The organism is Pseudomonas tensinigenes (genome assembly GCF_014268445.2).
GTDB lineage: Bacteria > Pseudomonadota > Gammaproteobacteria > Pseudomonadales > Pseudomonadaceae > Aquipseudomonas > Aquipseudomonas tensinigenes.
Genome location: NZ_CP077089.1, coordinates 3,457,901 through 3,482,835 on the forward strand (window position 1 = coordinate 3,457,901; position 24,935 = coordinate 3,482,835).

Genomic DNA, 24,935 nt, shown 5'->3' on the forward strand with positions numbered 1-24,935 from the left:
ACAACGCCTGCAATCGAGGCCCGCTTTCGCGGGCCTCTTTGTCCCCGCGTCAAAGCGTGGTGATCTGCCCGTTGCGATCCAGCTCATACACCTTGTTGCCCTGCAATTTCTCCTTCAGCCACCGCTCCGCCTTGCCCAGCGGCCGTCGCCGCGCCCACAACAAATCCACACCAATCTGCCAGTCCGTATGCGGATACGCCGAGAGCTGAAGTTCCACCAATTCACCCTTGGCCAATTCGCGCTGAACAAGCTGACGGGGCAGGGTGGCCCAACCGAGCCCGGCGCGGACCATTTCCAATAACGCCAGATAGCTTTCCGCTTGCCACAACTGGGTAGAGCGCAGGTATTCGCTGCTCGGCAGTTTGCTTGCGTGGGCGCTGAAGGCCAGGCGGCGATGGACGTGCAGGTCGTCGAAGGTGACGTTGTCGAGTTGCGCCAATGGATGGTCGGGGTGGCAGACGTGCAGCATGATCAGTTTGCCCAGTTGCTGGAACGCCAGTTCCTTGGGATAGCCAGGCTGCGAAAACGCCACGCCGAGTACCGCTTCACCGCTGCTGACCAGTTCGCTGACGTCGCCATACACCGGATGGCGGATGATCAGATCGACAAAGGGGAACGCGGCTTCGAAGGCTTTTAGCACCGGCATGATCGGGCCATACGGCGTTTCAATGGCGAGCGTCAGGCTGGTTTCGACGTTGTCCGAAAGGCAATCGGCGTGGGCTTCGAAGGTCATGCAGCGTTCGAGCACGGCTTCGGCCTGCACCAGCAATTTGTGGCCGCTGGCGGTGAGGGCGGGGCTGCGGTTGCTGCGGTCGAACAGGTCGACACCGAGGTCAGTTTCGAGGTTGGCAATCGCCGCGCTGATGGTCGATTGGGTCTTGCCCAGTTGGCGCCCGGCGGCGGAAAACGATCCGCTTTTGACCACTTGGACGAACATCAGCAGTTGATCGAGTGAGAAGCGCAAGCGGTGAACTCCCGGGTCGAAAATAAAGGTTTGGAGCGGCTAACGAATGCCTGATTGTGCCATCGAAAAAAACGATGGTTGCTAATTTGTTTCATCGTAATAAACGTTCAACTATGGCCCCGCGTCAAACGATCTCCGGGGCGGATCTACCCTTCAAGCGCCCCTGAGCATGCCTGCGATCTCAACAGATGCCGCACCTTCAGGAGCGTGTGAAATGACCACACAACGCATTCATCCGGTGGACGAGGTTTTGCCACTGCGACAGTTGTTCACGTTTGGCTTGCAGCATGTGCTGGTGATGTACGCGGGAGCGGTGGCAGTGCCGCTGATTCTCGGCAGTGCGATGGGGCTGACCTCGGCGCAGATCGTTTTACTGATTAACGCCAACCTGTTGACCTCGGGGGTGGCGACGTTGATTCAAACCCTTGGCTTCTGGAAGTTCGGCGCGCGGCTGCCGCTGATTCAGGGCTGCTCGTTCATTGCCCTGGCGCCGATGATCATGATCGGCAAGGAATTCGGCCTCAGTCAGATTTTCGGTGCGGTGATCGCGGCGGGCTTTATCACCATTGCGTTGGCACCGGTGTTCAGCCGCTTGCTGCGGTTTTTTCCGCCGGTGGTGATTGGCAGTCTGATCACCATTATCGGCATCTCGCTAATGCCGGCGGCGGCGATCTGGCTGGGCGGCGGCAATCCCGACTCGGCGGATTTTGGTAATCCCGCGAACCTGTTGCTCGGTTTGGCGACGGTCAGCGTGACGCTAGTGATCTACGCCAAATGCAAGGGCTTTCTCGGCAACCTCAGCGTGCTGATTGGTCTGTTCGTCGGCAGCCTGATCGCAGCAGCCTGCGGTATGACTCACTTCAATCGTGTCAGCGAAGCGGCGTGGTTTGAGCTGAGTGCGCCGATCGCCTTCGGCGCGCCGGAATTCGCACCGGTGCCGATTCTGATCATGACCCTGGCGATGCTGGTGATCATGGCCGAGACCACCGGCAACTGCTTGGCGATCGGCAAACTGACCGGCAAACCGACCACGCAACAGACTCTCGGCAACGCGTTCCGCGCCGACGGCTTGTCGACCATGCTCGGCGGTTTGTTCAACAGCTTTCCCTACAACGCCTTCACTCAGAACACCGGTTTGATCGCGCTTTCCAACGTGAAAAGCCGCTTCGTCGTGGCCGCCGCCGGGGCAATCATGGTGCTGATGGGCCTGTTCCCCAAACTCGGCGCGTTGATCGCCGCCGTGCCGACGCCAGTGCTCGGTGGCTGCGCGATCGTGATGTTCGGCATGACCACGGTGGCGGGCATTCAAGAACTGTCACGGGTGCAATTCGAGGGGACGCGCAACGGCATCATCGTTGCGGTTTCGGTGAGTGTCGGGGTGCTGCCGATGTCCTTTCCGGCGCTGTTCGAACACGTCGGTCCGACGTTGAAACTGGTGCTCGACAGCGGGATTTTCCTCGGAGCGATCACCGCCATCGCCCTCAACATCCTGCTCAACAACGAAAAAAAATCGACCGAAACCCTCGGCGCTGAACTGGCCGACTGACCTTTTGTTTTCCACTGCCCAGGAGTTACCCATGAATCAATTCACTCAGCTCATCCCGGCTGGCGTCAGCGATCTGGATCTGGCGTTGTTGCGCCAGACCATCGCCTTGTCCGAGGCATCGAAACAACGCGGTCGCCATCCGTTCGCGGCATTGGTGGCCGACCGCAACGGCAAGGTGATTGTCGACGCGGGGAATAACTCGATGCCGCCGCAAGGTGATCCGACTCAGCACGCCGAGTTGGTGGCGGCCGCAGCGGCGGCAAAACTGTTGTCACCGCAAGAGCTGGAACTGTGCACGCTGTACACCAGCGCCGAACCTTGCTGCATGTGCGCTGGCGCGGTGTATTGGACCGGGATCGGGCGGGTGATTTATGCGTTGTCGGAGCATGCGTTGCTGGGGTTGACGGGGGATCATCCGGAGAATCCAACGTTCTCGCTGCCGTGCCGCGAGGTGTTCGCCAAGGGGCAGCGCAAGGTCAGTGTGCTGGGGCCGATGCTGGAGGGGGAGGCGGCTGAACCGCACAAGGGCTTCTGGTTGTAACCGCTTTGAAACGAAGCGCGCGTGGTGTGAGGTTGCGCTATCCAGAGACTTAAGAGTACTTGCTCGCCGAGAGGGAGAAGGTGCGAAGTTTTGGAACTGCCAGCCCTCGGCCGATGCCGAATGAGTAACCAGAACGAGGGCAAAGCAATGACTGAAGAAACAGCACAATTTCCAGAGGAAGAAGTACCTGATCAATCGACGCCGGCGCATTCCACAGAGGAAGAGCAAAAGCGCCTCAAAGATTTTAACAAGGAAGGCATCCCGCCCGGCAGCTGCTGATGGGTAGGCACTGGCTCGGGCCACGTACCTTCGGCGCGTCGCTTTGCGACGCGCCATGAGGCGTTGGCCTGCGCCAGTGCGGCCATCGGCGGGGATTTCAAGCGTGTGTGTCAACGCTGAGTGTCATTTGGATCAATGTTGCCTGCAGCGCGTGGAGGTTGCCAGCACATACAGAAATCTGATTTTGAATCTCGATTGTTCTTTGAGACTTCTCTTCTTCTGGCATATTCATTCTTTCGATTTTAGCCAGCTCTGCTCTGCGAGTGGCAAGTTGTTGCTGCATCTCGGCAATTTGTTTTTTTATGAGCTCGACTGCACTAATAGGCTGTTTGACCGTATTAACACCTTCTTCTCTGGAATCAATTCTAATCTTGTCGTCGCTAGTGGTTTTCTTCGTAAGTGATAGATGATTTTGCGAATCTGATTTTATGTGTTGGTTGTTCTCTGGTTTTTTCTTATAGATGGTTACGCTCATTGCACTGATTTTTGGCATGGCTAATTCTCTTGGCTTTCTCGGCTATAGGGCATTGGGGCTATTGATCTCACACGGTTGCGCGTGAGTGCTCACTACGCCTTTTATGGTAATGAGTCTTCTGCATGTGGATATAGGAATTGTCTTGTTTTTATGCGCCATGGCTAGACGCGCAGAAACGACAAGGCTCTGAATAAATCAGAGCCTTGATATTGAAGATTGAAGAATTGAAGAATTGAACGTGTTATTTCGATGTGTCTACGCTGGTTGAGCAAGAAAGCCGGTAATGCTCATAGTTCAAATCCTTCAGTCGTTCTGGAAGCTTGTAAGGGGCGGGGCAACTTTTACCCTGCCACTTGATTGTAATAATCCCTTGATCTTTGGTAACAAGCGCTAACGCCTTGCCGGTGGGGTCGGAAAGTGCCAGTTGTTTACCATCGGCATCCATCAATACCGCTCCGAATGGGAGGGGGTTGCCCTCGGCATCGTAGAGTTCGAACTGGATCCGTCGACCTTTGCTGCCCTCAAAGCGCGCGAGCACTACTGAACCTCGTCTCGGTACGAGTTGTTGAGTGGCGTTGTCCAGCTCTATGTCACCGCCGAGATTTCGTGTGTCCAGTGTCACCCAATTCACGCGATAGGGCTGTGCGTTTGGAAGGACGGCATAGCCGTTGAGGCCGGTTTTCACGCCGGAGTAGCTGCTGACTTCTACCCCTGACATGCCAGGCACTTCCACCATTGCGAATGTTTCGCCGACGGTCTGGCCCATGTTGATTCCCCCCGCGTGAGCCACGATCGATCCGGCCGCGCTCAGGTTCTGTGATTCATAACCGCTGCCTCGGCTGTAGCCCAATCCCAGATCGCCCATCGCTGTACGGGTACTCAGGCTGAGTGAGCCGGAGCGATCACCTTGCACACTGCGCCCGGTCTGTACGGAATAGTAGGTGTCACTGTCTTCAGTCAGATAACCATTGATCCCGGCTTGTGTACTGGTGCCGGTATTCTGATGATTGCTGGAAATGTAGGCGCGAGGTGCGCGAGGTGTCGATCCGAGCGGGAATGAGATCGAAACGCTCAATTGGGTGTCGTGAGTGGTGTCGCCGCGTGTGCCGAATTCCTCGGTTTTACTCAAGCTGATGTTGTAGTTCAGGTCGCGCCAATTGTTGTTGTAACCGGCGGAGAAGCTGCGCGAGCCGCCGCGATCCCAATAGCGCTGATCACTGGCATTCAAGTACAGCGAGCCGTACTGGCGCGCTTCGCCCAGGGTCTGGTTGACCGTGAGGTCGGTACGGGTTTTGGCGTTACCTGCGCGCCGTGTAGCGCCGGTGCTGGTGTCTTGAACGTGGTCGGTCAGCGTGCGGTAACCCTCGGTCGAATAACGATAGGCGGCGAGGGTGAAGCTGGTATCGGTGCCGGTGAAGGTCTTTGCATAGAGCGCGCGTACGCTGCTGCCCTGGGTCGTTTTGCCGAATGCCTTGCTGGACGATTGCGTGACGTCCAGTGACATCGCGCCAATCGAAGTGTTCTTCGCCGCACCGACGGAAAGCGCCTTGAAACCGTTGCTGGCCTGAATGCCGGCAATGCCTGTCAGGTTGCTGGTCAAGCCGTAGGCGAAAGTGCCGCCCAGGAAGGCCGGCTTGTCGTAGCCCTCGCTGTTATTGTTGAACTTGCCGCTCGACAGGCTGTACTTCAATTGACCCTCACGCACCATCGTCGGCAAGGCGGAGAACGCCTGTCGGGTGACCTTGCGCCGACCATCCGCCTCGACAATGGTGATCTCCAGATCGCCATTGGAACCCGATGGATAGATATCACTGATCTCGAACGGCCCCGGCGGCACGTTGGTGGTGTAAAGAATGTAGTTATCCTGGCGGACCTCGATCTTCGCATTGGTTTCAGCCACGCCACGAATGATCGGCGCGTAGCCGCGCTCGCTGTCTGCACGCATGCCCTCATCAGAGGCCACCTTGACGCCTTGATAGCGCACGCTGTCGAACAGGTCTGAGTCGGAAAAGATTTCACCCGCGCTCAGTTGCCCCTTGATCGCCGTGAGGTCGCGCTGGATGAACGTGCGATTGCTGACAAACCGATTGGGCCGGCCGGTGGCACTGCTGAGGTTGGACTCGTTGCGCAAACGCCAGGCACCGAAGTTGATGCCGTTGCGCAGCCCCAGATTATTGGAGATTTGCGTCGAGTAATCGGTTTTGCTGCGGGTGCTGCTCAACTGATAGTTGATGAACCCGGCGGCCACGCCATCGTCCCAAAGTTCTGGGTCAACATAGCCGCGCATGCCACGTGCCATCGCAACCTGCGGCACGCTGATATTGAGGCGCAGGCGGTTGGCGTCAAAACTGATACTGGCTTGCTCGATCATCGACGCAAGATCGTAGTGATCGGCAGGCCGTTGCTCATCAACCAGACCTTGCTCACGCAGTTTGCGCATGTCCACACCCAGCTGCTGTAACAATTCCAGGGTGATACGTGGCTCGACTTTGCCGTTGAGCGGGTTGGCCGCGAAATCAACGTCGCGACGACCGACCAGCGTGCCGTTGCTGAACACGTCAACGCGATATCGGCCCGGCAGAACGCTGTTGGCATTCAACAAGGGTTGCAGATCGACCGCCGATGAACCTTCCAGAAACAAGGTATTGAACGCTTCACCCGCTACCGCGGCGGGGGCTTCGGCACCCATGGCGAATCCACAAATGGCCATATTGATGGCAAAGCACAATGGATGCAGGCAGCCCAACGCCGTTTTGTTTTTATGGCGCGCAACGTGATGCTTTACACAACTTGAAGATGTGTGGTGTTGGGAGGAAAACATGCAATTTGCCTTATCAGTCCGTGTTGCTTCAACCGGAGTCCGGAACTCGTAAATAGCTTGTAAATTGGCGGGGTGGGGCGGGGAAGTTATTGGGCGGATGCATCTTTCAAGCGCTCGGCATGCCTTTCGGTAGCGCTGAGTGGTGCATCGAATCGTTGTTGTGCGCCGTAATCGTTAATGGCTGAAAACGTCAGATGCGGAGATCCAGGTGGCAACTCTTTCAAGTTGAATGAACGAACTTCGCCCGGAACGATCATTGTCGAATCAATCACCAACTCTGCTTTTTTTCCTGCAGCGACTTTCAGGTCGGCCAGCGACACGTGGTAATTGCTTTGATTTTTAACTTTCAGTACCGACTTGCCAGCTTGAGTGACCAGTTGCCATACAAGTTGCTCCGGCGCTTGCGCAGCGTCACCGGTGAGTCCGTTCGGGCGGAAAAAAACCTTGATGCGCTGACGCACCGCCAGTTGCAGGGTGTTGACATCGGCAGCGCTGGCCTGAGGGATTTCCTGCACGTTCAGCCACACCACTGACTCTTTGTCCGCAGGCATGCCGCGGCCTTCATACAGAATCCTCAACAGTTGCTGTTGATTGGGTTCGAGTCGGGCCAGCGGTGGAGTCACCGCAAATGGCGGCGCGCTGCCAGCCGTGTCGCCGGCATCCAGCCACGATTGCGCGAGGATGGTTTGCCCGCCGTTGCGCACGGTGACGTTTGCCTCTTTGTGCGCGCCATCGAAGATGATCCGGGTGGAACTCAAGGAGATGCTGGCGAATGCCGAGTGCGTCATCAACAACCCGGCAAGCCCCAGGCAGAGCGGAAAATAGCGACTTAACATAGTTTTCACCGATTGATCTGGTGGGGAAGGACGAGGCACAGCGGCCCCGTCCAGGTATTACGCGCTGCTTATTCGTATTCGAGAACGAACGGCAGAGTGGCGTTACCGGTACCTGCAGTAGCGGTGGTCTTGTCGCCGGTGGTGACGTAAGCGGCTGCGAAGGACAGGGTGCCGTCGCCGCCAGTGGTGCCGTCGCCAGTCAGGCTGGTCTGTACTTTGGCTGTGGCTTCGGAGCTCAGGTCGATCAACTGGCCGTTGCTGTCCAGCAGCGCGATACCTACGCCTTTGGCCGCATCAGTACCTTGCAGCTTGAGAACTTTCTTGCCATCAACCAGGCCCGAACCGCCGTTGACGGTTGGTTTGAACAGCATCGACACCTTGGTGCCGGCGTTGCAGTTCACTTTCAGGTTGAAATCGTTGGCAGCCACGCGACCAGCACCCGGGGCAGAATCGGTGCCCATGTCTTTGATCGATACGCTGCCCATGTCCACGGCAATCATCTTGTCGCTACCCGAAGCGCCATCTACCGAGCACGCATCGTTGTTGATGACGCCGGTGAAGCTGATTTGACCGCTGCCGCCCTTGACGGCTTTAGCGGCTTCTTCAGCCAGTGCACCAGTGGAGGCAGCCAGTACGGAAAGAGTGAGTACTGCGAAAGCGAACTTTTTCATGTTTATATCCGAAGTTATTGTGAAGTGCTGCATTGAAATGCCAGGCCATGTTAGGTCGGTGATGGCGATGGGTCTTTGAGATTTGTCTTAAAGCGTGGCAAGTGCGAACAAGGCGGCAATATCGGAAGTGCGTATTTATATTCTCAGTAAAGTACAGCGGACTAAATGAGACAATTCTCAAAGTCGCGCGAGCTCTATCTGATTAGTATTCGCGGACGCAGAAATTCTCAGTCAATGCAAAGTTTGTGAGCAATCTTTCTGTTGGAAGATGATTCAGGCTTTTCGCTATTAATGGCTGATAGAAAGAGGTTCCCGGTTTGTGAACACGCTTCGTATATTGGTATTGGAAGATCACGCCTTCCAGCGCACGGCTGCGGTCAGCGCGCTTAACAGTCTGGGTTACAAAAATATCTTTCAGGCGGCTGACGGAAAGGATGCGCTGGCTGTGATCTCCCAGGCAGGAGGTGTGGACGTTGCGTTGTGTGACTTGAGCATGGCCGGGATGGATGGTTTGACCTTTCTGCGCCTGGCGAGAGAGGCCGGATTGATTCGCGCAGTGATCATCTGCAGTTCACTGCCTGAAGACTTGTTACGCACGGTTGATCGAATTGTCACGCTGCAGGGCCTGGAATTGCTTGGCAGTGTCGGCAAGCCCTTGATGGTCGATGTACTGGCGCCATTGCTGGCTCGCTATCGGCCGCACAGCCAGGTCGAGGCCAAAGTGGCGGAAAGTCATCTCGATCAGCCTACGGAGAACGAAGTACTGGAAGCGATACGCCGGCAGGAATTTCGCGCTTACTTCCAGCCCAAGTTTCATCTGCGCAGTGGTGAGGTGGATGGCGCCGAGGTGCTGGTGCGCTGGCAAAGCCCCAGTCGCGGATTACTTTCGCCGGGTATGTTCTTGCCAACGATCGAGCGTTGCGGGCTGCTCGACGAAATGTTTTTCAGCCTGCTCACGCAAGGACTGAGTCTGCAGCGTTTTGTGCAGTCCCACGGCAAGCCGTTCAAGCTCGCCTTCAATCTCGACGTCACGCAGATGGCCAACCCGAATCTTGTCGACCGGATCAAGGCGCTGTTGCGCATTCACGGCGCCTCGCCAGCCGGGCTCATATTCGAGCTGACGGAAACCGGTCTGCTGCAGATGCCCGAGATCAGCATGGAAAACATGGTGCGTCTGCGCATGCTCGGCTTTAGCTTGGCGATTGATGATTTCGGTGTCGGCTATTCTTCGCTGGAGCGACTGTGTCAGATGCCGTTCAACGAAATCAAACTCGACGCCGGCTTCGTGCAGAATTTCCAGCAGGCTCGCTACAGTGCGGTTATCCACGGTGCACTGGCCTTGGCGCGCGAGCTGGACATGCGAGTGGTCGCAGAAGGCATTGAAACCGCAGATCAGGTCCATCACCTGGCTCGACTCGGTTGCCAGTGGGGGCAGGGTTTCTTCTATGCCCGACCCATGAATTGGGCGCACCTGGTCGATTGGCGTTTCGAGGGTCAAAAGTCGTCCTGGCGCCGCGCAATAGGCACGTCCGACCTTTGATGAGTGCGCGCGGTCTGACTTTTGGGACAAAGCCCTATTTCTTCACGTCCTCAAAACAATCATCATGTGCCGAGAAATCAATCAGATGCACCTGAATGCTTCGGTGATGCCCGGGATCTGCTGCGGTTGCCAAGTGCTGATGATCCTTCAACCCTCCTCATCATGGAGTTGCTCATGCATTGGTCAGTCGTGAATCCGTTACGCGTTGCCATCCTTGATGATCACTCGCTCATACGTCTGGCGATGAAATCGCGGCTGACGCGCGAAGCCGAATTCAGTGTCGTGGGCGTGTACGCGAGCAGTGCGCAGTTGCTCGCTGGATTGCGCGAGACCGAAATCGACCTGCTGATACTCGACTACAAGCTGCACGATGGCGAGCTGGACGGGCTTAATCTGATTCGCCTGCTGCGCAAGCAATATCCGGGCATGCGCATCCTCGTCTCATCCTCCGAAGAGCGCCCGGCGGTAGTGAACATGGCGATCGGAGCGGGTGTCAGCGGATTCTTCGGCAAGTCCCAGCCAGTCGATGACCTGATCACTGGCATCCGCTGCGCAGCGTCCGGCCAGTTGTACCTGTCGCCGGCAATGGCCTTCGAACTTGATGTGCTGCCTGTGTCAGTCGATGAGCCTGCTGGTACCAATGATGACGGCGCGGCGCACAGCGACGATTTTCTGAGCAATCCTCTGCTGTCGCCGAAAGAGAAAGAAGTCTTGCGCTGCTGCCTCGAGGGTATGGGGGTGACGCAGATCGCTTTGAAGTTCTCGCGCAGTCGCAAAACCATCAGTGGGCAAAAACAGGCCGCTTTCAAAAAGCTTGGCATTCGTGGTGATGCAGAGCTGTTCAAGTTGCAGCACAGCCTGACAGCCGACAACCAGGGATAACTCGCTTATGTTTCATCTGTTGCGCGGTGTTTTGCTCGTCAGTGTGCTTTTCGTATTCGGTAGCGGGTCGTTGTGGGCAGCAGAGCCGCGCACTCTGCAGGTGTTCGGTCGATCGGACTGCAAGGAGGTGCAAGTCGATCTGGGCAATGAAGACTGGAGTTGGCTACGGCAGAAACGCAGCCTCGTATTGGGATCGGCGCTTCCGGATTTTCCGCCCTATGTGATGACCGCAAGCGGTACGCGTTATGAGGGGATTGCCGCCGACATTGCCTGCATTATCGGCCAGGCCTTGCATGTCGAAGTTACCGTCAAGGCTTATCCTGACCGTCGCGACGCCATGGCGGCGCTTGAACGCGGCGACATCGATATGTTGGGCAGCTCCAACAGTTTCGAGTTGATCGACGGCCTCGTCACGCTCAGTAAACCTTATGTCGAAGACGTGCCGGCAATGTTCATGCGCGGCGATGATCGTCGACCGATGCCGGCCAATCTGGCCGGTTTGCGTATTGCGGTTGCCGACGATTACCTGCCATCCAGTCAGTTGCATGGGTTGTATCCCAACGCCGAGTTCGTACTTTTCCCATCGAACGAGTTGGCACTGGCTGCGCTGGCCTTTGGCAAAGTCGATCTGTTTATGGGCGACACGGTGTCCAGCAATTATCTGATCAACCTCAACTACTTCAACTATGTGCGCCTGCACTCTTTCGTGAAGACGCAAACCAGCGGTTTCAGCTTTGCCCTGCGCCGAGGTAATGATCAATTGTTGCGTCTGATCGACTCGGTCATCGAATCGATGGGTGAGGGCAAGATAGCCGAAATCTCCAAGCGCTGGTCCGGTGGTGGCGGGGCACTGACACCCAAACGTATCGATCTGACACCTGGTGAAGCACGCTGGCTTGAGCTGCACCCGGTCGCGCGGTTCGTGATCAATGATGATCAGGCGCCATTTGCGTTCTTTGATGGCGATGGCAATTTTGGCGGGATCGGCGCCGATCTGCTGGAGCTGATTCAGCGGCGCACTGGTTTGCAGATCGATGTAGAGCGCACCGACAGTTTTTCCAGCTTGAGCACGCGCCTGCTGGATGGCAGCGCCGATATCTCGTTGCTGACGCCAACCGTCTCCCGTGAAGTCGGTATGCGTTTCACCCACCCGTTCCTTGCCAGTCCCTTTGTGATCGTCACCGCCAAGGACGCAGGCGCGCCTTCAAGCCTGCAGGAGCTGCGCGGCAAGCGCGTCGCCGTCCCCGAGAGCTCCGCAGAGCGTGAGCTGCTCAAGGATTATCCCGACATTGAAATTGTCGACAACGAGACAGTGCTCGGCGCTCTGGCTGACGTGAAGGATGGGCGAGCAGACGCGATGATTACCACGCTGCACAGTGCGCGCTATTACATCGCTCACATCTACAGTGACAGTTTGCGCATCTCCAACATCGTCGGCATGAACAAGGGTTTTCTCGCCTTCGCCGCCCGACGTGCCGATACCGAACTGGTCAGCATTCTGAACAAGGCTCTGCTGAGCATTCCACCCGATGAGCTGGACGTAATCCTCAACCGTTGGCGCCCCATTGCTGCGTTCTCGGGCTTGTCATGGCGCGATTACAAGACGTTGATCTACCAGATCAGCGCTGGCGCTTTCTTGATTATCCTCGGATCGCTGGCGTGGAATTTCTATATTCGCCGGCAGATCCGCGAGCGCAGTCGGGCAGAGCGCTTGCTCGGCGATCAACTGAAGTTCATGGGGGCGCTGATCAACGGCACGCCGCATCCCATTTACGTTCGCGATCGGGAAGGTCGGCTTGTCACCTGCAATAACAATTATCTGCAGACGTTTGGCCTGTTGGAAAAGGACGTGATTGGCAAGACCGTGCTCGAAAGCGGCAAGCGCAATCGCCAGGAGGCGTTGCAATTTCACGATGACTATCTGCGCGTCATCGAGCGGGACGAACCTTACGAGGTGGATCGCACGCTGCATGTCGGTGATACGCGGCTGATCATTTATCACTGGATTCAGCCTTATCACGACACAACGGGCGAAGTCAGAGGCGTGATCTGCGGCTGGATCGACATCAGCGAGCGCCGCGAACTGATCGAAGAGTTGCGTTCGGCGAAAGAGCTGGCCGATGAGTCGAGCCGCGCCAAAACCACATTCCTGGCGACGATGAGCCACGAAATCCGTACGCCGATGAGCGCCGTGATCGGCATGCTTGAACTCACACTCAAGCGCGCCGAGCAGGGCCACTTCGATCGACCGGCGATTGAAGTGGCCTACGACTCGGCCAAAGGCCTGCTGGAGCTGATCGGCGACATTCTCGATGTGGTTCGCATCGAGTCTGGGCATGTCAGTCTTTCGCCGAAACGTGCCAACCTGCGCGAACTGGTCGAATCCGTAGCGCGGGTCTTCGACGGCCTGGCCAGGCAGAAGAGTCTGGTGTTGAAGCTCGATATCGACGCCACCGTCGGCTGTGACGTACTGGTTGATCCGATGCGCTTCCAGCAGGTGCTCTCGAACCTGGTCGGCAATGCCATCAAGTTTACCGATACCGGGCATGTCAGCGTCTCGATTCGTGGCCAACGCCTTGCTGACGAACGTTTGCAGGTCGACTTGAAAGTCGAGGACACCGGCATCGGCATTTCCAGCGCTGATTTGCAGAACCTGTTCCAGCCGTTTTCGCAAGCCAATCACGGCCCCTCGAACCGGGGCGGCACCGGTCTGGGGTTGGCGATTTCACGCTCGTTGTGCGAGTTGATGGGCGGGCGACTGAATATAACCAGCACCTTGGGCAAGGGCACCTGCCTGGAAGTGTCGCTGTTCTTCAATATCCTAAGCCCGCTCGGCGGCAAGGTGCTGCCTGTTTCGGTTGTCCAGGACAAGCCAGTGCCGACGCTGCGGATTCTGGTAGTGGATGACCAGAGCGCCAACCGCCTGTTACTGACGCAGCAGCTCAGCTTTCTTGGGCAGGCGGTGCGTGATGCCGCCGATGGTGCGCAGGCATTGGCATTGTGGCGCTCTGAGCCGTTCGACATTGTGATCACGGACTGCAACATGCCGGTCATGAACGGCTATGAACTGGCCCGCACCATCCGCCAGGACGAACGCGACAGTGGTGGCGCGCCGTGTATCGTCTTGGGCTTCACAGCCAACGCGCAGCCGGAAGAAAAAGTGAAATGCCGAGAGGCGGGGATGGATGACTGTCTGTTCAAACCGATCAGCCTCAGCACCTTGTCGACCCTGCTTGCCGGCTGGGAAAAAGATGTCGAAACCGAGCCAGTTGAGAGCCCGCCTGCGACGGGTACCAAGGAGCTGGGATCGATTCGCGAGCGTCTGAACGAGCTCACCGGAGGCGATCTCGACATGATGAAAGAACTGCTGCGCGAGGCGCTGTCGAGTTGTGAGAAGGATCTGGAGGAACTGCATTCGCTGATACCCGAAAGCGATCCCGGGTTGTTGGCTGACCTGGCACATCGGATCAAGGGCGCGGCGCGCATTGTCGCCGAGCATCAGGTCATCGAGGCGTGTAACGAGCTTGAGGCCGAGTGCGAAGCGCCGGTCATCGATCCACTGGATATCAATCGCAGCGCGTTGAAGCTGGAGCATGCACAGGCTGATCTGATCAAGAAAATCAAACGGGTCGAGCTGTAACCGTATTGGCGCAGGGCTCTGCTGACTGGCCTTGCATTGAAGGGGGATGCTAAAGATCATTTTGCAACGGGCGATACCTTGGTTAATAACCATGGAGTTTCGCGATGATCATTCGACGTCCTTTATTGATTGCCTGTCTTTGCCTGCTGGGTTTTGACACCGTCAGCGCGGCCCAGTCTGCGCCCGTCAGCGGAGTGATTCGCTTCAGTGGACGGATTGTTGAGGCAAGTTGCACGGCGAGTGGCGCCAGCCATGCTTCTGTCGAGCTGCTTGATTGTCCGCAGGCGAGCACCGGTCAGATATTCTCGGTGACTAACGTCAGTGCAGCAGGGCGGGGTGAGCCGCGCCAGCAAGTGTTCGTGAAGATGATTGCCGATTCCCACGAGCAGGAAAAATATTACGACCAGCGTTTGCTGCTCACGGACAACAAGGGCCATCAGATAACGACTGGCAATTACGTCGTGACGCTGACGCTACCTTGATGGACTGAGAAAGAATGAGTTTGCGCCCCTTGTTTCAAGGTTACTGACAACAAGGGGCGTTAATAATGAGAATTGTCTGGTTCGTACACAACCGTCCCGCGCTTCTGGCATTGCGCCGCTCGCCACCGCTGCAAAACCCCTCCCTCCAAAGACTTTGAACCATGCCGTGCCCCGCTAGCGCGGGCTTGTCAGCAAAGTGTGGTTTTCGTTCAGCGATCCCCGTGCTCATTTTGAGACAAGTCTCATATCGGGCTGGTTGGCCCTTGGTTATTTTCTTGAAAGGAAGAATGGAGCTGCCAAAGGTGTCCGATGTTTCTTGAAAATAACCGAAGTCGATCCTTGCGGATCCTGATCGCCGATAACGACGTGCGTAGAGGTCTGTCGATTGAACAACAGTTCAACAAGCTGGGCTGTCTCAGCGTAGTGAACGTCTGTACTTATCGTGACCTGAGAGTACTGACGTATTACTGCCCCCAACGGCTCAGCCTGGTCGTGGTCAATGCTGAGTTGCTCAACGAGATGGCGATGGATCCGCTCGATTTTTTTGGGGAAAACCCGCTGATTCGTCACCTGCTGATTTTCAACCCCAGTGATGATCATCAGTGGTCGAAGACTTTTTTCAACCCGCATCCGCAACGCTGGATGCGTCTGGTCTCGAAAATCGATCTGCCGCGATTGGCGGATTTTCTGATGTTGGCCGACCCGACGCTCAAGGAGCTGGCGGAGCCGGCCTCATCCGATTCCACGCTTCCTTCAGGTGCAAACCGCTAGCTGTTGCGCCTTCCCGCGTTAATCCGCTTGTGCTTTGAGGTGCTATTGCACAGCGCCTGCTTTGCTGCCAACCCGTTTGCCCCATTGTCTTGAATACACTCTAAGGTAAGCATCATGCTGCTTCGTAAACTCAATCTCGCGCCGCGTTCGGCGCTGTGTTTTGGCTTGTTCTGTCTCATGATTATCGCGATCGGATTGATCGCCTTGCAGCAAGTCGACTTGCTCAACAAGGCAGAAACCTATGTCGAGACGACCATCGTGCCAAGCATCAAGCTGCTCGGCCAACTGGATCGCGAGTTCATCGAAATCAAGGGCAATAACGCCCGTTTGCGTAACCCTATCGAAACCCCTGAGCGCAAGGCTCAGGCCCTGATGGACATTCAGCAATCGCGTCAGCTCATCAAAAATCATCAACGAGCGCTCATTGATCTGCTGACAACTGACGCTGGGCGTGAGGCCTTCGAGGCGTTCGCCAAAGCACAACAAGTCAATGATCGGGCGCAGGACCAATACCTTGAAACCGTGGCGAAAGGGCAGCTTGAAGCGGCCATTGCGCTGTCAAAGAATCAGATGCGTGCCGCCTCGGACGGCGTGCAGGTCGCGCTCAAAAAGCTGATTGCTCTCAACGAGATCGAAGCATATGAAGCGGGCAAGCAGGCCGACAATGTCTACGAACACACGCTGTTGATCGTCAGTGTGTTCATTGTCATTGCCATCGGTGCTTCCTTGGCCCTGGCGGTGTTGTACACGCGCAGCCTGACGGTGCCGATTGCAGGCTCGCTAAGGGTTGCGGAATGCATCGCCGCCAACGATTTGAGCGAAACCATCGCGCTGGATGGTTCCGATGAGGCGGCGCAGATGCTGTCTTCGTTGGCCGCGATGCAGGCCAGTTTGCGTGATGCGCTGATCATGATCCGTGACTCGTCCACGCAGTTGGCCGAAACCTCGGAAGTCATGCACGGCGTCACCGAAGATATTTCGCGTATCACTCAGCGTCAGAGTCATGAAATCGAAATGGCCGCCACCGCCGTGACTGAAATGAGTGCGGCGGTGGAGCAGGTCGCGGACAACGCCGCATCGACCTCGCAACTGACGTCGGAATCAAGCGCAGCAGCTGTTGCCGGTAAAGCCCAGGTCAGCGAAACGGTCGCGGCAATCAATCTGATGGTTTCCAGCGTGCACAGCACCTCGGCTGAAGTGCAGGCGCTTTCTACGATGGCGAGCGATATCAGCAGCGTGCTGGACGTGATCCGAGAAGTCGCCGAACAAACCAATCTGCTCGCTTTGAACGCGGCCATCGAAGCGGCGCGGGCGGGGGAGGCGGGCCGTGGCTTTGCCGTGGTTGCAGATGAGGTGAGAGGGCTGGCGCAGCGTACTCAGAAATCTACCGAGGACATCGAGTCCATGGTCAGCTCCATTCAGTCGGGCACCAGCAGGGCGGTTTCTTCCATGAGCCACACCCGCTCTCAGGCGGAAAGAACACTTGAGATGGCCAATATCGCCGGCGAAGTGCTGACCGACATCACTGGCTCTCTGAATCTTATCAATGAACGAAACCTGCTGATGGCGACCGCTGCCGAAGAGCAAGCTCAGGTTGCACGCGAGGTGGATCGAAGCCTTATCAGCATTCGCGACCTGTCTTGCGAAACCGCAGAAGGTTCGAAACAGACGGCAGTTGCATCGGCGGAGCTTTCGCAATTGGCGGCCTCGCTGAATAAGTTGACCAAGGAATTCAAGCTTTAAAAAGTTAACGGGAAGCCCTGATTGCCAGGGCTTTTTCGGTCCGCGATCAATCGTATTGCGCAACGAGTGCAGGCTCATTTCTGTGTTGGCAATGCGGTTTGTGCCGTCAGCTGTTCAATGCAGTGGGCGAGTTGTTTTTCATAGCTTTCCAGCACGGCTTCAGCATCAGCTTCGCGCTCATCACGCAAGCGGAAGAAATCGTCGCGATTGAGCTGGTCCGCGACGAGCCGGATATTTTGCTCAATGATCGCGCACAGTGAGTCTTCGTCCTCTAACGCGGTGCTGGTTTGCGCCGCGCGTTGATTGTTTTCCAGTTCGGTCTTTGCCGCCTCGGCGGCCTTCGCTTGTTCCTTCGCAGTCACAAGGTCGGTTTCCAGGGCCTGCTTTTGTTCTGCCAGACGCTTGAGTTCTGCGCTCATTGACTGGATAGCATCGGCGCGCTGCGTGAGCTGGACCTCCTGTTGTTGCACCACGGCCTTGAGTGGAAACAGATTGTTGAGCTCATGACCGGCGACGACAGTCATGGCGATCAGCGCCAGTGCCAGAATCGTCAGGCAGTAGATGGCGGCGTTGCTCTGGGGTTTTGCGCTATTGAGGGTATCGAGGGCTCTCACGGAATCGTTTCTCCTATCAAGAGAAGTCAGTGTAATGCCAGAGTTTCGTTGTGCCTTTAAGACGAGTCTTAAATTGGTTGTTGGTTATTTGCGCTGGCAAAGGAAGGTGTTCAACTTGGTCTTTTATAGATAATCCGAATTTAGCTAGCTGGCTATAAGTCCATGAGAATTGTCTGGTTGTTGAATAAATAAACCTTTTGCTCAAGTGTTATTTATTCATTATCTTTTCGCTCCGCTTATGGTGATTTTGCTGCCGGTTAAATATTCGCACCATCGTCAATTATTCAGTTGTTTGCATGCAATGCAGAGTCAGGGGGAGTGTTATGAAGTTATGCCATATATCAATTGTCGGGCTCTTGTACATGCTGTCGTCAAACGCAACGGCGGCGGTATGCGAATTCTATCCCGACAATTCCATGGGCAACCTCCGAGTTGTCCTTCCGGCCACGATCTCGGTACCGCGGGACACGCCGAACGGCACGGTTATCTATGAAAGCCCAATCGTGACGCTGGGAGCCATTCCCAGTTCGTTCAGGTGCTCTGCGGTACACAATGAAGGGGTGCGAAATTCTGTGGGCACCACCCAGGCGGGCGCGCAGACTTTTCCCATTGGAAATACCGGCATCGGCTGGCAATGGGTTCGACCGCCATCGGGCAAAGTATGGAAAGGCTTTCCGGGTGACTCCGACGTCGCTGGCGGTTGGGGGTGGAATGGCACTGAGCACATCTTGCGGCTTGTAAAGACGGGGGAGATTTCCGGTAGTGCGACGATACCCTCAGGCCAATTAGGGAAATTTGTCGCTGCTGAAATCGAGCCTCTTGCATTGAATACAAGTGGCACGCGGGTGGTCTCACAGTCTTGCGAAACACCCGATGTAAAAGTTGATATGGGTAGCTATAACTTGAGCGATTTCCCGAAGAACGGTGCCTATGCCAAGGAGCAATACTTTTTTCTCAGTATGAAAAACTGTCCTGCCGGAATAAACAACTTCCGCTACTCCTTTTCGCCCACTGCGGGCAGCCCTGCGTGGGACGCTAATACTGGCATGGTAAATCTGAACAGTAGCTCCACTGCCAAAGGTTTGGCATTGCAGATGCGCTTCAGAGACGGGAAGCCACTCAAGCTGAATCAGAACTACATAACGAAAGCGCCTACATCGGAAGGCGGGAATGCAGCTGTAGACTTGCAAGCGCGTTTCGTGCGCATTGAACCTTCCAATGCGCAAATGAAGGCAGGCGATGCCAACGCCGAAATTGCCTTTGTCGTTGAGTATCTATGAGGAGGCCAACAGCTTCTTCACCTCAGCCACAATCACCGCAATGTCGAAAGGCTTGGGCAGCACCACGTCGAACTTTCAAAGAAAGGCATGAGAAGCAGGTTGTCGACAGTACGGGACAGGTCGACAAAGCCGGAACACTTATGCATGTCCATGCATAGGTAGAAAACGGTGCCCATCAACGGCACCGTTTTTAATAGACTATTCGACCCGTTTTAAACCAAGTCTTCTGGCTGCATCGTCAAAATGATTTTCCCGACGTTTTCGGAAGACTCCATCCGGCGATGCGCATCAGCAACCCGTGCTAGCGCAAACGTGCTATCGACCACCGGCTCAAGGCTTCCGGCCCCCTCGAAGCGATCAAGCCAGTGCTCGCGAAAGCGTTTGATCATGGCGTGCTTCTCCGGTTGCGTGCGCGACTTCATCACCGTGCCAATGATTTGCAAGTGGCGGTAAAGAATGTCCTCCAGCGCCACCGTGACGTTGCCGCCACCGCCGAGAATTCCCACCTGAACCAAGCGACCGCCGCGTGCAAGGGACGCGATGTTGCGGGCGAAGTAGGGCTCACCGATAAAATCGATGATCACATCGACGCCGCGACCCTGGGTTTTGTCGGCGATCACCTCAGCGAAGTCCTGCGTCTTGTAGTCGATCGCCACGTCTGCGCCCAAATGCTCGACACGCGCCAACTTGCTGCCTTCGGTGGTCGCATACACCGTGGCGCCGGTGGCGTAAGCCAACTGCACCGCAGCAGACCCGACGCCGCCAGCGGCCGCATGAATCAACACCGAATCGCCAGCCTTGAGCCGAGCCAGGTGCATCATCGCTTCATGTGCCGTGACGAAGACCTCGGGAATGGCCGCCGCGTGTACATAATCAAGCTGCGCAGGGATGTGCATGGCCATGCGGTAATCGATGCGTGCCCGCTCGGCGTAGGCGCCGCCGCCGACCACACCCATGACGCGATCTCCGACCTCGAACCCTGTCACCGCGCTACCTTTGCCGATCACTTCGCCGGCGATTTCCAGGCCGATGATCAGCGAGTCACCGAAATTCGGATGGCCGTACCCGCCGGTCCGGTGAGTCAGATCCGCACGGTTCACCCCGGCTGCATAGACACGTACCAGCAGGTCGTCAGGACGGACTTCAGGATCGGCGACCTCGACGAGTTCAAGGACGTCTGGCGCACCAAACTCTCTGATGTTGATGGCTTTCATTCAGTTGTTCTCCGTTTCGCTGAACGTGGCGTTGGCGATAGCCGATGCGGTGATGGCGCCAGGGAAGCCCACGTAGAAAGCCAGGTGCGTGATCGCTGCCGCCAGTTCGTCTTGGGTCACACCGTTGCCAGCCGCCCGGCGCAAGTGAGCAGGCAACTCTTCCGAGTGACCAGCGGCTATCAATGCCGCCACGGTGATCAGGCTACGGTCGCGCGGGGACAGCGCCGGGTCACTCCAGATTTGCGGATAAAGCGTCGAGTCGACGAATTGCGACAGCTTTGGCGTGAACGCGCGCGCGGCTTCGCGAGGACTGCTGAAATTGAGCTTGGACATGGGCGAGTTCCTTAAACCTGGCTGATGAATTTGTGGGTCAGATAGTGCTCGATGCCTTCAATGCCACCTTCGGAGCCGTGACCGCTTTCTTTCATGCCGCCGAACGGGAGCTCGGTCGCGACGATGCGATATTGGTTGATCCCGATCATCCCGGCCTCTAACCCGTCAGCGACATCAATGGCCGTGCGCGCGTTGGAGGTGAACGCGTAGGCCGAGAGTCCGTAGGGCAGGCGGTTGGCTTCTTGCAGTCCATCGGCCAGTTCATCGAACGGCATCAGCACGGCGATGGGGCCGAAGGGTTCTTCGTGCATGACGCGGGCGTTCATCGGCACATCTGCCAGAACCGTGGGTTGGAAGAAGTAGCCTTCGCCAGACAAGGCTTCACCACCGGCCAATACCCGAGCGCCTTTTTCAACGGCATCGGCGACCAGTTCTTCCATTTTTGCCAGCTGCCTTGGGTTGGCCAAAGGTCCGACCTGAGTATCCGGATGCAGGCCGTCACCGATTCTCAGGGTTTGGGTCGCCGCGACAAAGTGATCGACAAAGGCTTGATAGGCGCCACGCTGGATCAGAAACCGAGTGGATGAAATGCACACCTGCCCGGTGCCGCGAAAGCGGTTGGCGACGCCTTCGACTGCGGCTTTTTCAATGTCGGCATCCTCGAACACCAGCACCGGTCCGTGTCCACCGAGTTCAAGGGTGATGGGCTTCACGCCTTCGGCAGCGCGTGCAGACAGCAGGCGACCGATAGGCACCGAACCGGTGAAGGTCACTTTGCGAATGATCGGCGAGGCGATCAGATGGCTGGACACTTGATCCGGTACGCCAAACACCACTTGCAGCACACCCTTGGGCAATCCTGCATCGTCGAGTGCACGCGCCAGGGCCAGCGCTGTGGAAGGGCTTTCTTCACCGGGTTTGAGAATGACGCTGCAACCGGCGGCCAGCGCTGCCGAGAGCTTGCGTGCCGGGGTGATGGCCGGGAAATTCCACGGTGTGAATGCGGCCACTGGGCCGATGGCCTGGCGTTTGACCAGTTGCACCACGCCTGGCCGGTTAGCCGGGACCACACGGCCATCGATACGCCGGGCGCTTTCGGCGAACCATTCGAAATACTCCGCCGCACGGGTCACTTCATCCAGGCTTTCACCCAGCGGTTTGCCTTCCTCCAGGGTCATCTGCGCGGCGATCTGCGGCGCACGTTCGAGGATCAGGTCGGCGGCACACTTGAGGATCTTGGCGCGTTTGTCAGGCACGGTCTGGCGCCATTGCTCGAAGCTCAGGCGAGTCACTTCCAAGGCGTGATCAAGATCGCCTGCGGTGGCGAGCGGGACGCGGCCGATTTCCCGGCCGGTCGCCGGGTTGACGACGGCGGCAGTATCGCGCCCTTCGGCACTGATCCATTCGCCACCGATGAAAAGATAAAGCGGGTCGTAGGAGGTTTTCATGATCTGCCCTTCAGTTGGTTGTCAGAGATTCGGATGAAACCCGGCGCCTGTTCAGGCGGCCTGTGCAACCAAGTCTATGGAAGGAGGGGCCATTGATTTAGACGGGCCAGAGGGAATCATTGTTGTCGCCAGAGGTAATATCGAGCCGCGGGCCGAACGTGTAGCATCCGGAAAAAATGCGCGTTATCACGGGTCAGCGTCAGATCTACAGGAAGGTCGCGATGGACAAGCTTTCGAACATGTCGGTGTATATAAAGGTTGTCGAGATGGGCAGTTTCACGGCCGTGGCCAATCATCTGGACTCAACGGTCGGTAACGTATCGCGTGCTGTCTCTGCGCTGGAAAACGTGCTCGATGCGCGCCTGTTGCAACGCTCGACCCGACGCCTGTCGGTCACCGATGCCGGGCGACGGTTCTATGAGCGCTGCACGAAGATTCTGGCTGATCTGGAGAGTGCCGAAGCCGAAGCCAGCAATGCCGCGCTGGAGCCTCGGGGAACACTGCGGGTGCATTGCGTCCCAGGACTGGCTCGACACCTGGTTACCGGGGCGGTGCTGGGATACCGCCAGCAATTCCCGGAGGTGACGGTGGATTTATTGCTCTCGCAACGCATGCCTAACCTTTTGGAAGACCAACTGGATGTCTCGATCCTGATCGCCCGAGCGTTACCCGATTCGGCGTATGTCAGCCAGAAGATCGGCGTCAGCCATTGTGTGCTGGTGGCGTCGCCGGATTACCTGGCTAGGCATGCGGCCCCGGAGACACCTGAAGACCTGCGGGATCACCAGTGTCTGTTGTTGGGTACCGTGGACTATGTCCGGGATGAGTGGCAACTCAAAAGCAAGGCAGGGGACGCGATATTTGTCCCGACAGGGCCAAGTTTCAGCGTTAACGATATGGATGCGATGGCACATGCCATTCGAGAGGGCGCGGGGATTGGCTTGCTGGCCGGGTTCACGGCCATTGATGATCTGCGTTCCGGCAGGCTCGTGCGGGTTTTGCCTGACTACCATACCTATGAGCGTAACGTGTACGCCGTCTATACCTCTCGGCAGTTTGTCGATGCAAAAATCACCCGGTTTATTGAAACGCTGAAAGATCGGGTTGGCAGTCAACTGGCCGCCACGGCCAAAGAACTTATCGATTGAAATACTGCGGAGCAAAAAAGCTATTTGCGCCTCGATGAGACCACTCTCCGAGGCGCAATGATCGGCAAACAGCTGACTTAGCCCTGGCTGCAACGGCCCATGACGTTATAGGCCAGTACGTGGCGTTTGCCTTGCGAATCCTGGTAGGTCATGTGCGTCGTTACCACTGCGCAAACATCCGGCACCGGGTCTTCAGAGATGACCTTGGCGACATCGAGGTGGCTGTCGTAGGCATATTGTTCGACCTGTTGAGTTTTTGCAGTCCCGTCCTGTGCCGCTACCACAGAGCTGAAGCCCAAAAGTGCGACGATGATCATTGCAGTTTTCATGATGAGATTTCCTAAAGTAAGTTTGATGTTGCTGGCAGGACGAACTTTAGGCTTGAGGGTTTTGCGCAAACAGACGCGAATCCGGGAAAGACTTTTATCAATTCCGAACACAATCTTGGGGTGTCTGACATTAGGGACGCTTCACAAGGTCCGGCGAGGCGGGACAGTAACCGGGCTTGAATGCCGCGCACCCTTGGATGCGCGGCAGACTATCGTTTGGATACTCACGAAACTGTCGCGAGACGAACCGCGCTTTTACAACGCAAACGTAGTCCCACGGGTATTCACAAACAGTGAATAGATCGAGTGACTGCTGGCCATGAACAACCGATTACCTTCGCGTCCCCCGAAGCACAAATTCGGGCAGCGCTCTGGCAGCGAAATGTGCCCGATGGCCTTGCCCTGCGGATTGAAAACGCGCACGCCGTCGAGTTTTTCCAGGTCGGCCTTGGGGTCACCATTACCGCCCCAGCCACACCACAGGTTGCCCGCTTCGTCGCACTTGATGCCGTCGATCGCGGCATAGTCCAGCCCTTCGATGTGCTTGCGGCGTTCGCCGAGTGTGCCGTCGTCCTTCACCGCAATCGCCCAGATCAGGCGATTGGGTTTGGCGCGACCTTCAACGACGTACAGTATTTTCTCATCGGGAGAAAAGCACAGACCGTTGGGGCCGTTCAGATCGTCGATGACCCGCGTGACCTTTTTGCTCTCGCCGTCGATGCGGTACACGGCGTGGGGTTGGCTCGGGGTGATTTTGTGGCCCTCGTAGTTATTGCTGGTCTGGAAGGGCGGGTCGGTGAACCAGATCGATCCGTCACTTTTGCAGACGATGTCGTTGGGCGAGTTGAAGGGTTTGCCGTCGAAGCTGTCGGCCAGCACGGTGATCGTGCCATTGGCTTCGGTGCGCGTGACGCGCCGGCCTTCGCTGGTGGTGGTGGAGCCTTCGCAGACGATCAGCCGCCCTTGGCGATCCCGGCACATGCCGTTGGAAAAGTTCGAGTGTTCGCGGTACACGCTGAAGGTATCGGTGATTTCGTCCCAGCGCATGATGCGATTGTTGGGGATGTCGCTGACCAGCAAATAGCGGCCATCACCGACCCAGACCGGTCCTTCGGCCCAGCGCATGCCGGTGGCAAGTTTTTCAACACTGGCGTTGAAAACACGTAGTTCGAGGAAGCTGTCGTCGAGGATATGAATCAGCGGATCTGGGTAGCGCTGACTCAAGGGTTCGGCGGCCTCGGCGATCCGCGTCAGTGCGGTGCTGCCGACGGTGGCGAGCGTGGCGGAAACAGCGAGGGATTTTTTCAGGAAGCTGCGGCGGGTATTGCCTTGCGCTCGGTCAGGGCTTTCAGGTCGAGCGGACAGGGATGAGTCCATG

The 24,935-nt window shown here is 56.9% G+C and carries 22 protein-coding genes; 11 read left to right on the forward strand and 11 right to left on the reverse strand.

Going from position 1 to position 24,935, the window contains the following annotated elements; genetic code table 11:
* Positions 1 to 49: 49 nt before the first annotated feature.
* On the reverse strand, positions 50 to 964 hold the full coding sequence (locus HU718_RS15190; RefSeq protein ID WP_186615179.1) for a LysR family transcriptional regulator: 915 nt from the start codon (positions 962 to 964) through the stop codon (positions 50 to 52).
* A gap of 214 nt (positions 965 to 1,178) precedes the next feature.
* Here HU718_RS15190 and HU718_RS15195 point away from each other — a divergent pair, with 214 nt between their 5' ends.
* The 3 genes from HU718_RS15195 to HU718_RS29830 all read left to right on the forward strand — a co-directional run bounded on the left by HU718_RS15195 (position 1,179) and on the right by HU718_RS29830 (position 3,330).
* Positions 1,179 to 2,510: a nucleobase:cation symporter-2 family protein gene (locus HU718_RS15195; protein WP_186615177.1), complete on the forward strand. Its 1,332-nt coding sequence runs from the start codon at positions 1,179 to 1,181 to the stop codon at positions 2,508 to 2,510.
* A gap of 31 nt (positions 2,511 to 2,541) precedes the next feature.
* Complete coding sequence (locus tag HU718_RS15200) at positions 2,542 to 3,051, forward strand: nucleoside deaminase (RefSeq protein ID WP_186615175.1); 510 nt, start codon at positions 2,542 to 2,544, stop codon at positions 3,049 to 3,051.
* Between the two features lie 147 nt (positions 3,052 to 3,198).
* Complete coding sequence (locus tag HU718_RS29830) at positions 3,199 to 3,330, forward strand: hypothetical protein (protein WP_086936038.1); 132 nt, start codon at positions 3,199 to 3,201, stop codon at positions 3,328 to 3,330.
* A gap of 97 nt (positions 3,331 to 3,427) precedes the next feature.
* Here the strand turns inward: HU718_RS29830 and HU718_RS15205 are convergent, their stop codons facing one another.
* The 4 genes from HU718_RS15205 to HU718_RS15220 form a co-directional block, all read right to left on the reverse strand.
* Positions 3,428 to 3,823, reverse strand: a complete 396-nt coding sequence (locus tag HU718_RS15205; RefSeq protein WP_108224599.1) for a hypothetical protein — start codon at positions 3,821 to 3,823, stop codon at positions 3,428 to 3,430.
* A 223-nt stretch (positions 3,824 to 4,046) separates the two neighbouring features.
* Positions 4,047 to 6,515, reverse strand: a complete 2,469-nt coding sequence (locus HU718_RS15210) for a fimbria/pilus outer membrane usher protein (RefSeq protein WP_437180864.1) — start codon at positions 6,513 to 6,515, stop codon at positions 4,047 to 4,049.
* Positions 6,516 to 6,712: 197 nt separating this feature from the next.
* Positions 6,713 to 7,462, reverse strand: coding sequence for a fimbrial biogenesis chaperone (locus HU718_RS15215; RefSeq protein ID WP_186615259.1), 750 nt, complete (start codon positions 7,460 to 7,462; stop codon positions 6,713 to 6,715).
* A 68-nt stretch (positions 7,463 to 7,530) separates the two neighbouring features.
* Complete coding sequence (locus HU718_RS15220) at positions 7,531 to 8,133, reverse strand: fimbrial protein (protein WP_150706678.1); 603 nt, start codon at positions 8,131 to 8,133, stop codon at positions 7,531 to 7,533.
* Positions 8,134 to 8,452: 319 nt separating this feature from the next.
* On the opposite strand from HU718_RS15220, the gene HU718_RS15225 reads away from it, so the two are divergent.
* The 6 genes from HU718_RS15225 to HU718_RS15250 all read left to right on the forward strand — a co-directional run bounded on the left by HU718_RS15225 (position 8,453) and on the right by HU718_RS15250 (position 17,191).
* Positions 8,453 to 9,673 carry an EAL domain-containing response regulator gene (locus HU718_RS15225; RefSeq protein ID WP_169841572.1) on the forward strand — a complete coding sequence of 407 codons (1,221 nt, stop codon included), beginning with the start codon at positions 8,453 to 8,455 and terminating at the stop codon, positions 9,671 to 9,673.
* Positions 9,674 to 9,847: 174 nt separating this feature from the next.
* Complete coding sequence (locus HU718_RS15230; RefSeq protein WP_077572904.1) at positions 9,848 to 10,555, forward strand: response regulator transcription factor; 708 nt, start codon at positions 9,848 to 9,850, stop codon at positions 10,553 to 10,555.
* 7 nt (positions 10,556 to 10,562) lie between these two features.
* Positions 10,563 to 14,195 (forward strand): transporter substrate-binding domain-containing protein, encoded by a 3,633-nt coding sequence (locus tag HU718_RS15235; protein WP_186615171.1) that lies wholly within the window; start codon positions 10,563 to 10,565, stop codon positions 14,193 to 14,195.
* Positions 14,196 to 14,299: 104 nt separating this feature from the next.
* Positions 14,300 to 14,677, forward strand: coding sequence for a type 1 fimbrial protein (locus HU718_RS15240; protein ID WP_099494433.1), 378 nt, complete (start codon positions 14,300 to 14,302; stop codon positions 14,675 to 14,677).
* 309 nt (positions 14,678 to 14,986) lie between these two features.
* Positions 14,987 to 15,448, forward strand: coding sequence for a hypothetical protein (locus tag HU718_RS15245; RefSeq protein ID WP_150706680.1), 462 nt, complete (start codon positions 14,987 to 14,989; stop codon positions 15,446 to 15,448).
* Between the two features lie 114 nt (positions 15,449 to 15,562).
* Positions 15,563 to 17,191, forward strand: coding sequence for a methyl-accepting chemotaxis protein (locus HU718_RS15250; RefSeq protein WP_186615169.1), 1,629 nt, complete (start codon positions 15,563 to 15,565; stop codon positions 17,189 to 17,191).
* Between the two features lie 74 nt (positions 17,192 to 17,265).
* Here the strand turns inward: HU718_RS15250 and HU718_RS15255 are convergent, their stop codons facing one another.
* A complete protein-coding gene (locus HU718_RS15255; RefSeq protein ID WP_108224603.1) occupies positions 17,266 to 17,805 on the reverse strand; it encodes a hypothetical protein in 540 nt (179 codons plus the stop codon).
* A 323-nt stretch (positions 17,806 to 18,128) separates the two neighbouring features.
* Here HU718_RS15255 and HU718_RS15260 point away from each other — a divergent pair, with 323 nt between their 5' ends.
* On the forward strand, positions 18,129 to 19,085 hold the full coding sequence (locus HU718_RS15260; RefSeq protein ID WP_077572898.1) for a fimbrial protein: 957 nt from the start codon (positions 18,129 to 18,131) through the stop codon (positions 19,083 to 19,085).
* 212 nt (positions 19,086 to 19,297) lie between these two features.
* On the opposite strand, the gene HU718_RS15265 is transcribed toward HU718_RS15260, so the two are convergent.
* The 3 genes from HU718_RS15265 to HU718_RS15275 are packed head-to-tail and all read right to left on the reverse strand — an operon-like array spanning position 19,298 to position 22,080.
* Positions 19,298 to 20,299 (reverse strand): NAD(P)H-quinone oxidoreductase, encoded by a 1,002-nt coding sequence (locus tag HU718_RS15265; RefSeq protein ID WP_186615167.1) that lies wholly within the window; start codon positions 20,297 to 20,299, stop codon positions 19,298 to 19,300.
* Positions 20,300 to 20,632 (reverse strand): carboxymuconolactone decarboxylase family protein, encoded by a 333-nt coding sequence (locus HU718_RS15270; RefSeq protein WP_034154073.1) that lies wholly within the window; start codon positions 20,630 to 20,632, stop codon positions 20,300 to 20,302.
* 11 nt (positions 20,633 to 20,643) lie between these two features.
* The gene (locus tag HU718_RS15275) at positions 20,644 to 22,080 is read right to left on the reverse strand and encodes an NAD-dependent succinate-semialdehyde dehydrogenase (protein ID WP_186615165.1); all 1,437 of its coding nucleotides are present in this window, start codon (positions 22,078 to 22,080) and stop codon (positions 20,644 to 20,646) included.
* Positions 22,081 to 22,301: 221 nt separating this feature from the next.
* Between HU718_RS15275 and HU718_RS15280 the strand changes: the two genes are divergently transcribed.
* Positions 22,302 to 23,228 (forward strand): LysR family transcriptional regulator, encoded by a 927-nt coding sequence (locus HU718_RS15280; protein ID WP_186615163.1) that lies wholly within the window; start codon positions 22,302 to 22,304, stop codon positions 23,226 to 23,228.
* 77 nt (positions 23,229 to 23,305) lie between these two features.
* Here the strand turns inward: HU718_RS15280 and HU718_RS15285 are convergent, their stop codons facing one another.
* Together HU718_RS15285 and HU718_RS15290 are read right to left on the reverse strand one after the other, a co-directional pair.
* Entirely contained in the window at positions 23,306 to 23,557 is a 252-nt protein-coding gene (locus HU718_RS15285; protein WP_186615161.1) for a DUF2790 domain-containing protein, read from the reverse strand.
* A gap of 255 nt (positions 23,558 to 23,812) precedes the next feature.
* On the reverse strand, positions 23,813 to 24,934 hold the full coding sequence (locus HU718_RS15290; protein WP_186615159.1) for an SMP-30/gluconolactonase/LRE family protein: 1,122 nt from the start codon (positions 24,932 to 24,934) through the stop codon (positions 23,813 to 23,815).
* Between the last annotated feature and the right edge of the window lies 1 nt (position 24,935).

Bases quoted from the DNA above. Each gene is read 5' to 3' on its own strand.
- HU718_RS15195 (WP_186615177.1), top strand. From the start codon at position 1,179: ATGACCACACAACGCATTCATCCGGTGGACGAGGTTTTGCCACTGCGA.
- HU718_RS15200 (WP_186615175.1), top strand. From the start codon at position 2,542: ATGAATCAATTCACTCAGCTCATCCCGGCTGGCGTCAGCGATCTGGAT.
- HU718_RS29830 (WP_086936038.1), top strand. From the start codon at position 3,199: ATGACTGAAGAAACAGCACAATTTCCAGAGGAAGAAGTACCTGATCAA.
- HU718_RS15205 (WP_108224599.1), bottom strand. From the start codon at position 3,823: ATGCCAAAAATCAGTGCAATGAGCGTAACCATCTATAAGAAAAAACCA.
- HU718_RS15210 (WP_437180864.1), bottom strand. From the start codon at position 6,515: ATGGCCATTTGTGGATTCGCCATGGGTGCCGAAGCCCCCGCCGCGGTA.
- HU718_RS15215 (WP_186615259.1), bottom strand. From the start codon at position 7,462: ATGTTAAGTCGCTATTTTCCGCTCTGCCTGGGGCTTGCCGGGTTGTTG.
- HU718_RS15220 (WP_150706678.1), bottom strand. From the start codon at position 8,133: ATGAAAAAGTTCGCTTTCGCAGTACTCACTCTTTCCGTACTGGCTGCC.
- HU718_RS15230 (WP_077572904.1), top strand. From the start codon at position 9,848: ATGCATTGGTCAGTCGTGAATCCGTTACGCGTTGCCATCCTTGATGAT.
- HU718_RS15235 (WP_186615171.1), top strand. From the start codon at position 10,563: ATGTTTCATCTGTTGCGCGGTGTTTTGCTCGTCAGTGTGCTTTTCGTA.
- HU718_RS15240 (WP_099494433.1), top strand. From the start codon at position 14,300: ATGATCATTCGACGTCCTTTATTGATTGCCTGTCTTTGCCTGCTGGGT.
- HU718_RS15245 (WP_150706680.1), top strand. From the start codon at position 14,987: ATGTTTCTTGAAAATAACCGAAGTCGATCCTTGCGGATCCTGATCGCC.
- HU718_RS15250 (WP_186615169.1), top strand. From the start codon at position 15,563: ATGCTGCTTCGTAAACTCAATCTCGCGCCGCGTTCGGCGCTGTGTTTT.
- HU718_RS15260 (WP_077572898.1), top strand. From the start codon at position 18,129: ATGAAGTTATGCCATATATCAATTGTCGGGCTCTTGTACATGCTGTCG.
- HU718_RS15265 (WP_186615167.1), bottom strand. From the start codon at position 20,299: ATGAAAGCCATCAACATCAGAGAGTTTGGTGCGCCAGACGTCCTTGAA.
- HU718_RS15270 (WP_034154073.1), bottom strand. From the start codon at position 20,632: ATGTCCAAGCTCAATTTCAGCAGTCCTCGCGAAGCCGCGCGCGCGTTC.
- HU718_RS15275 (WP_186615165.1), bottom strand. From the start codon at position 22,080: ATGAAAACCTCCTACGACCCGCTTTATCTTTTCATCGGTGGCGAATGG.
- HU718_RS15280 (WP_186615163.1), top strand. From the start codon at position 22,302: ATGGACAAGCTTTCGAACATGTCGGTGTATATAAAGGTTGTCGAGATG.
- HU718_RS15285 (WP_186615161.1), bottom strand. From the start codon at position 23,557: ATGAAAACTGCAATGATCATCGTCGCACTTTTGGGCTTCAGCTCTGTG.
- HU718_RS15290 (WP_186615159.1), bottom strand. From the start codon at position 24,934: ATGGACTCATCCCTGTCCGCTCGACCTGAAAGCCCTGACCGAGCGCAA.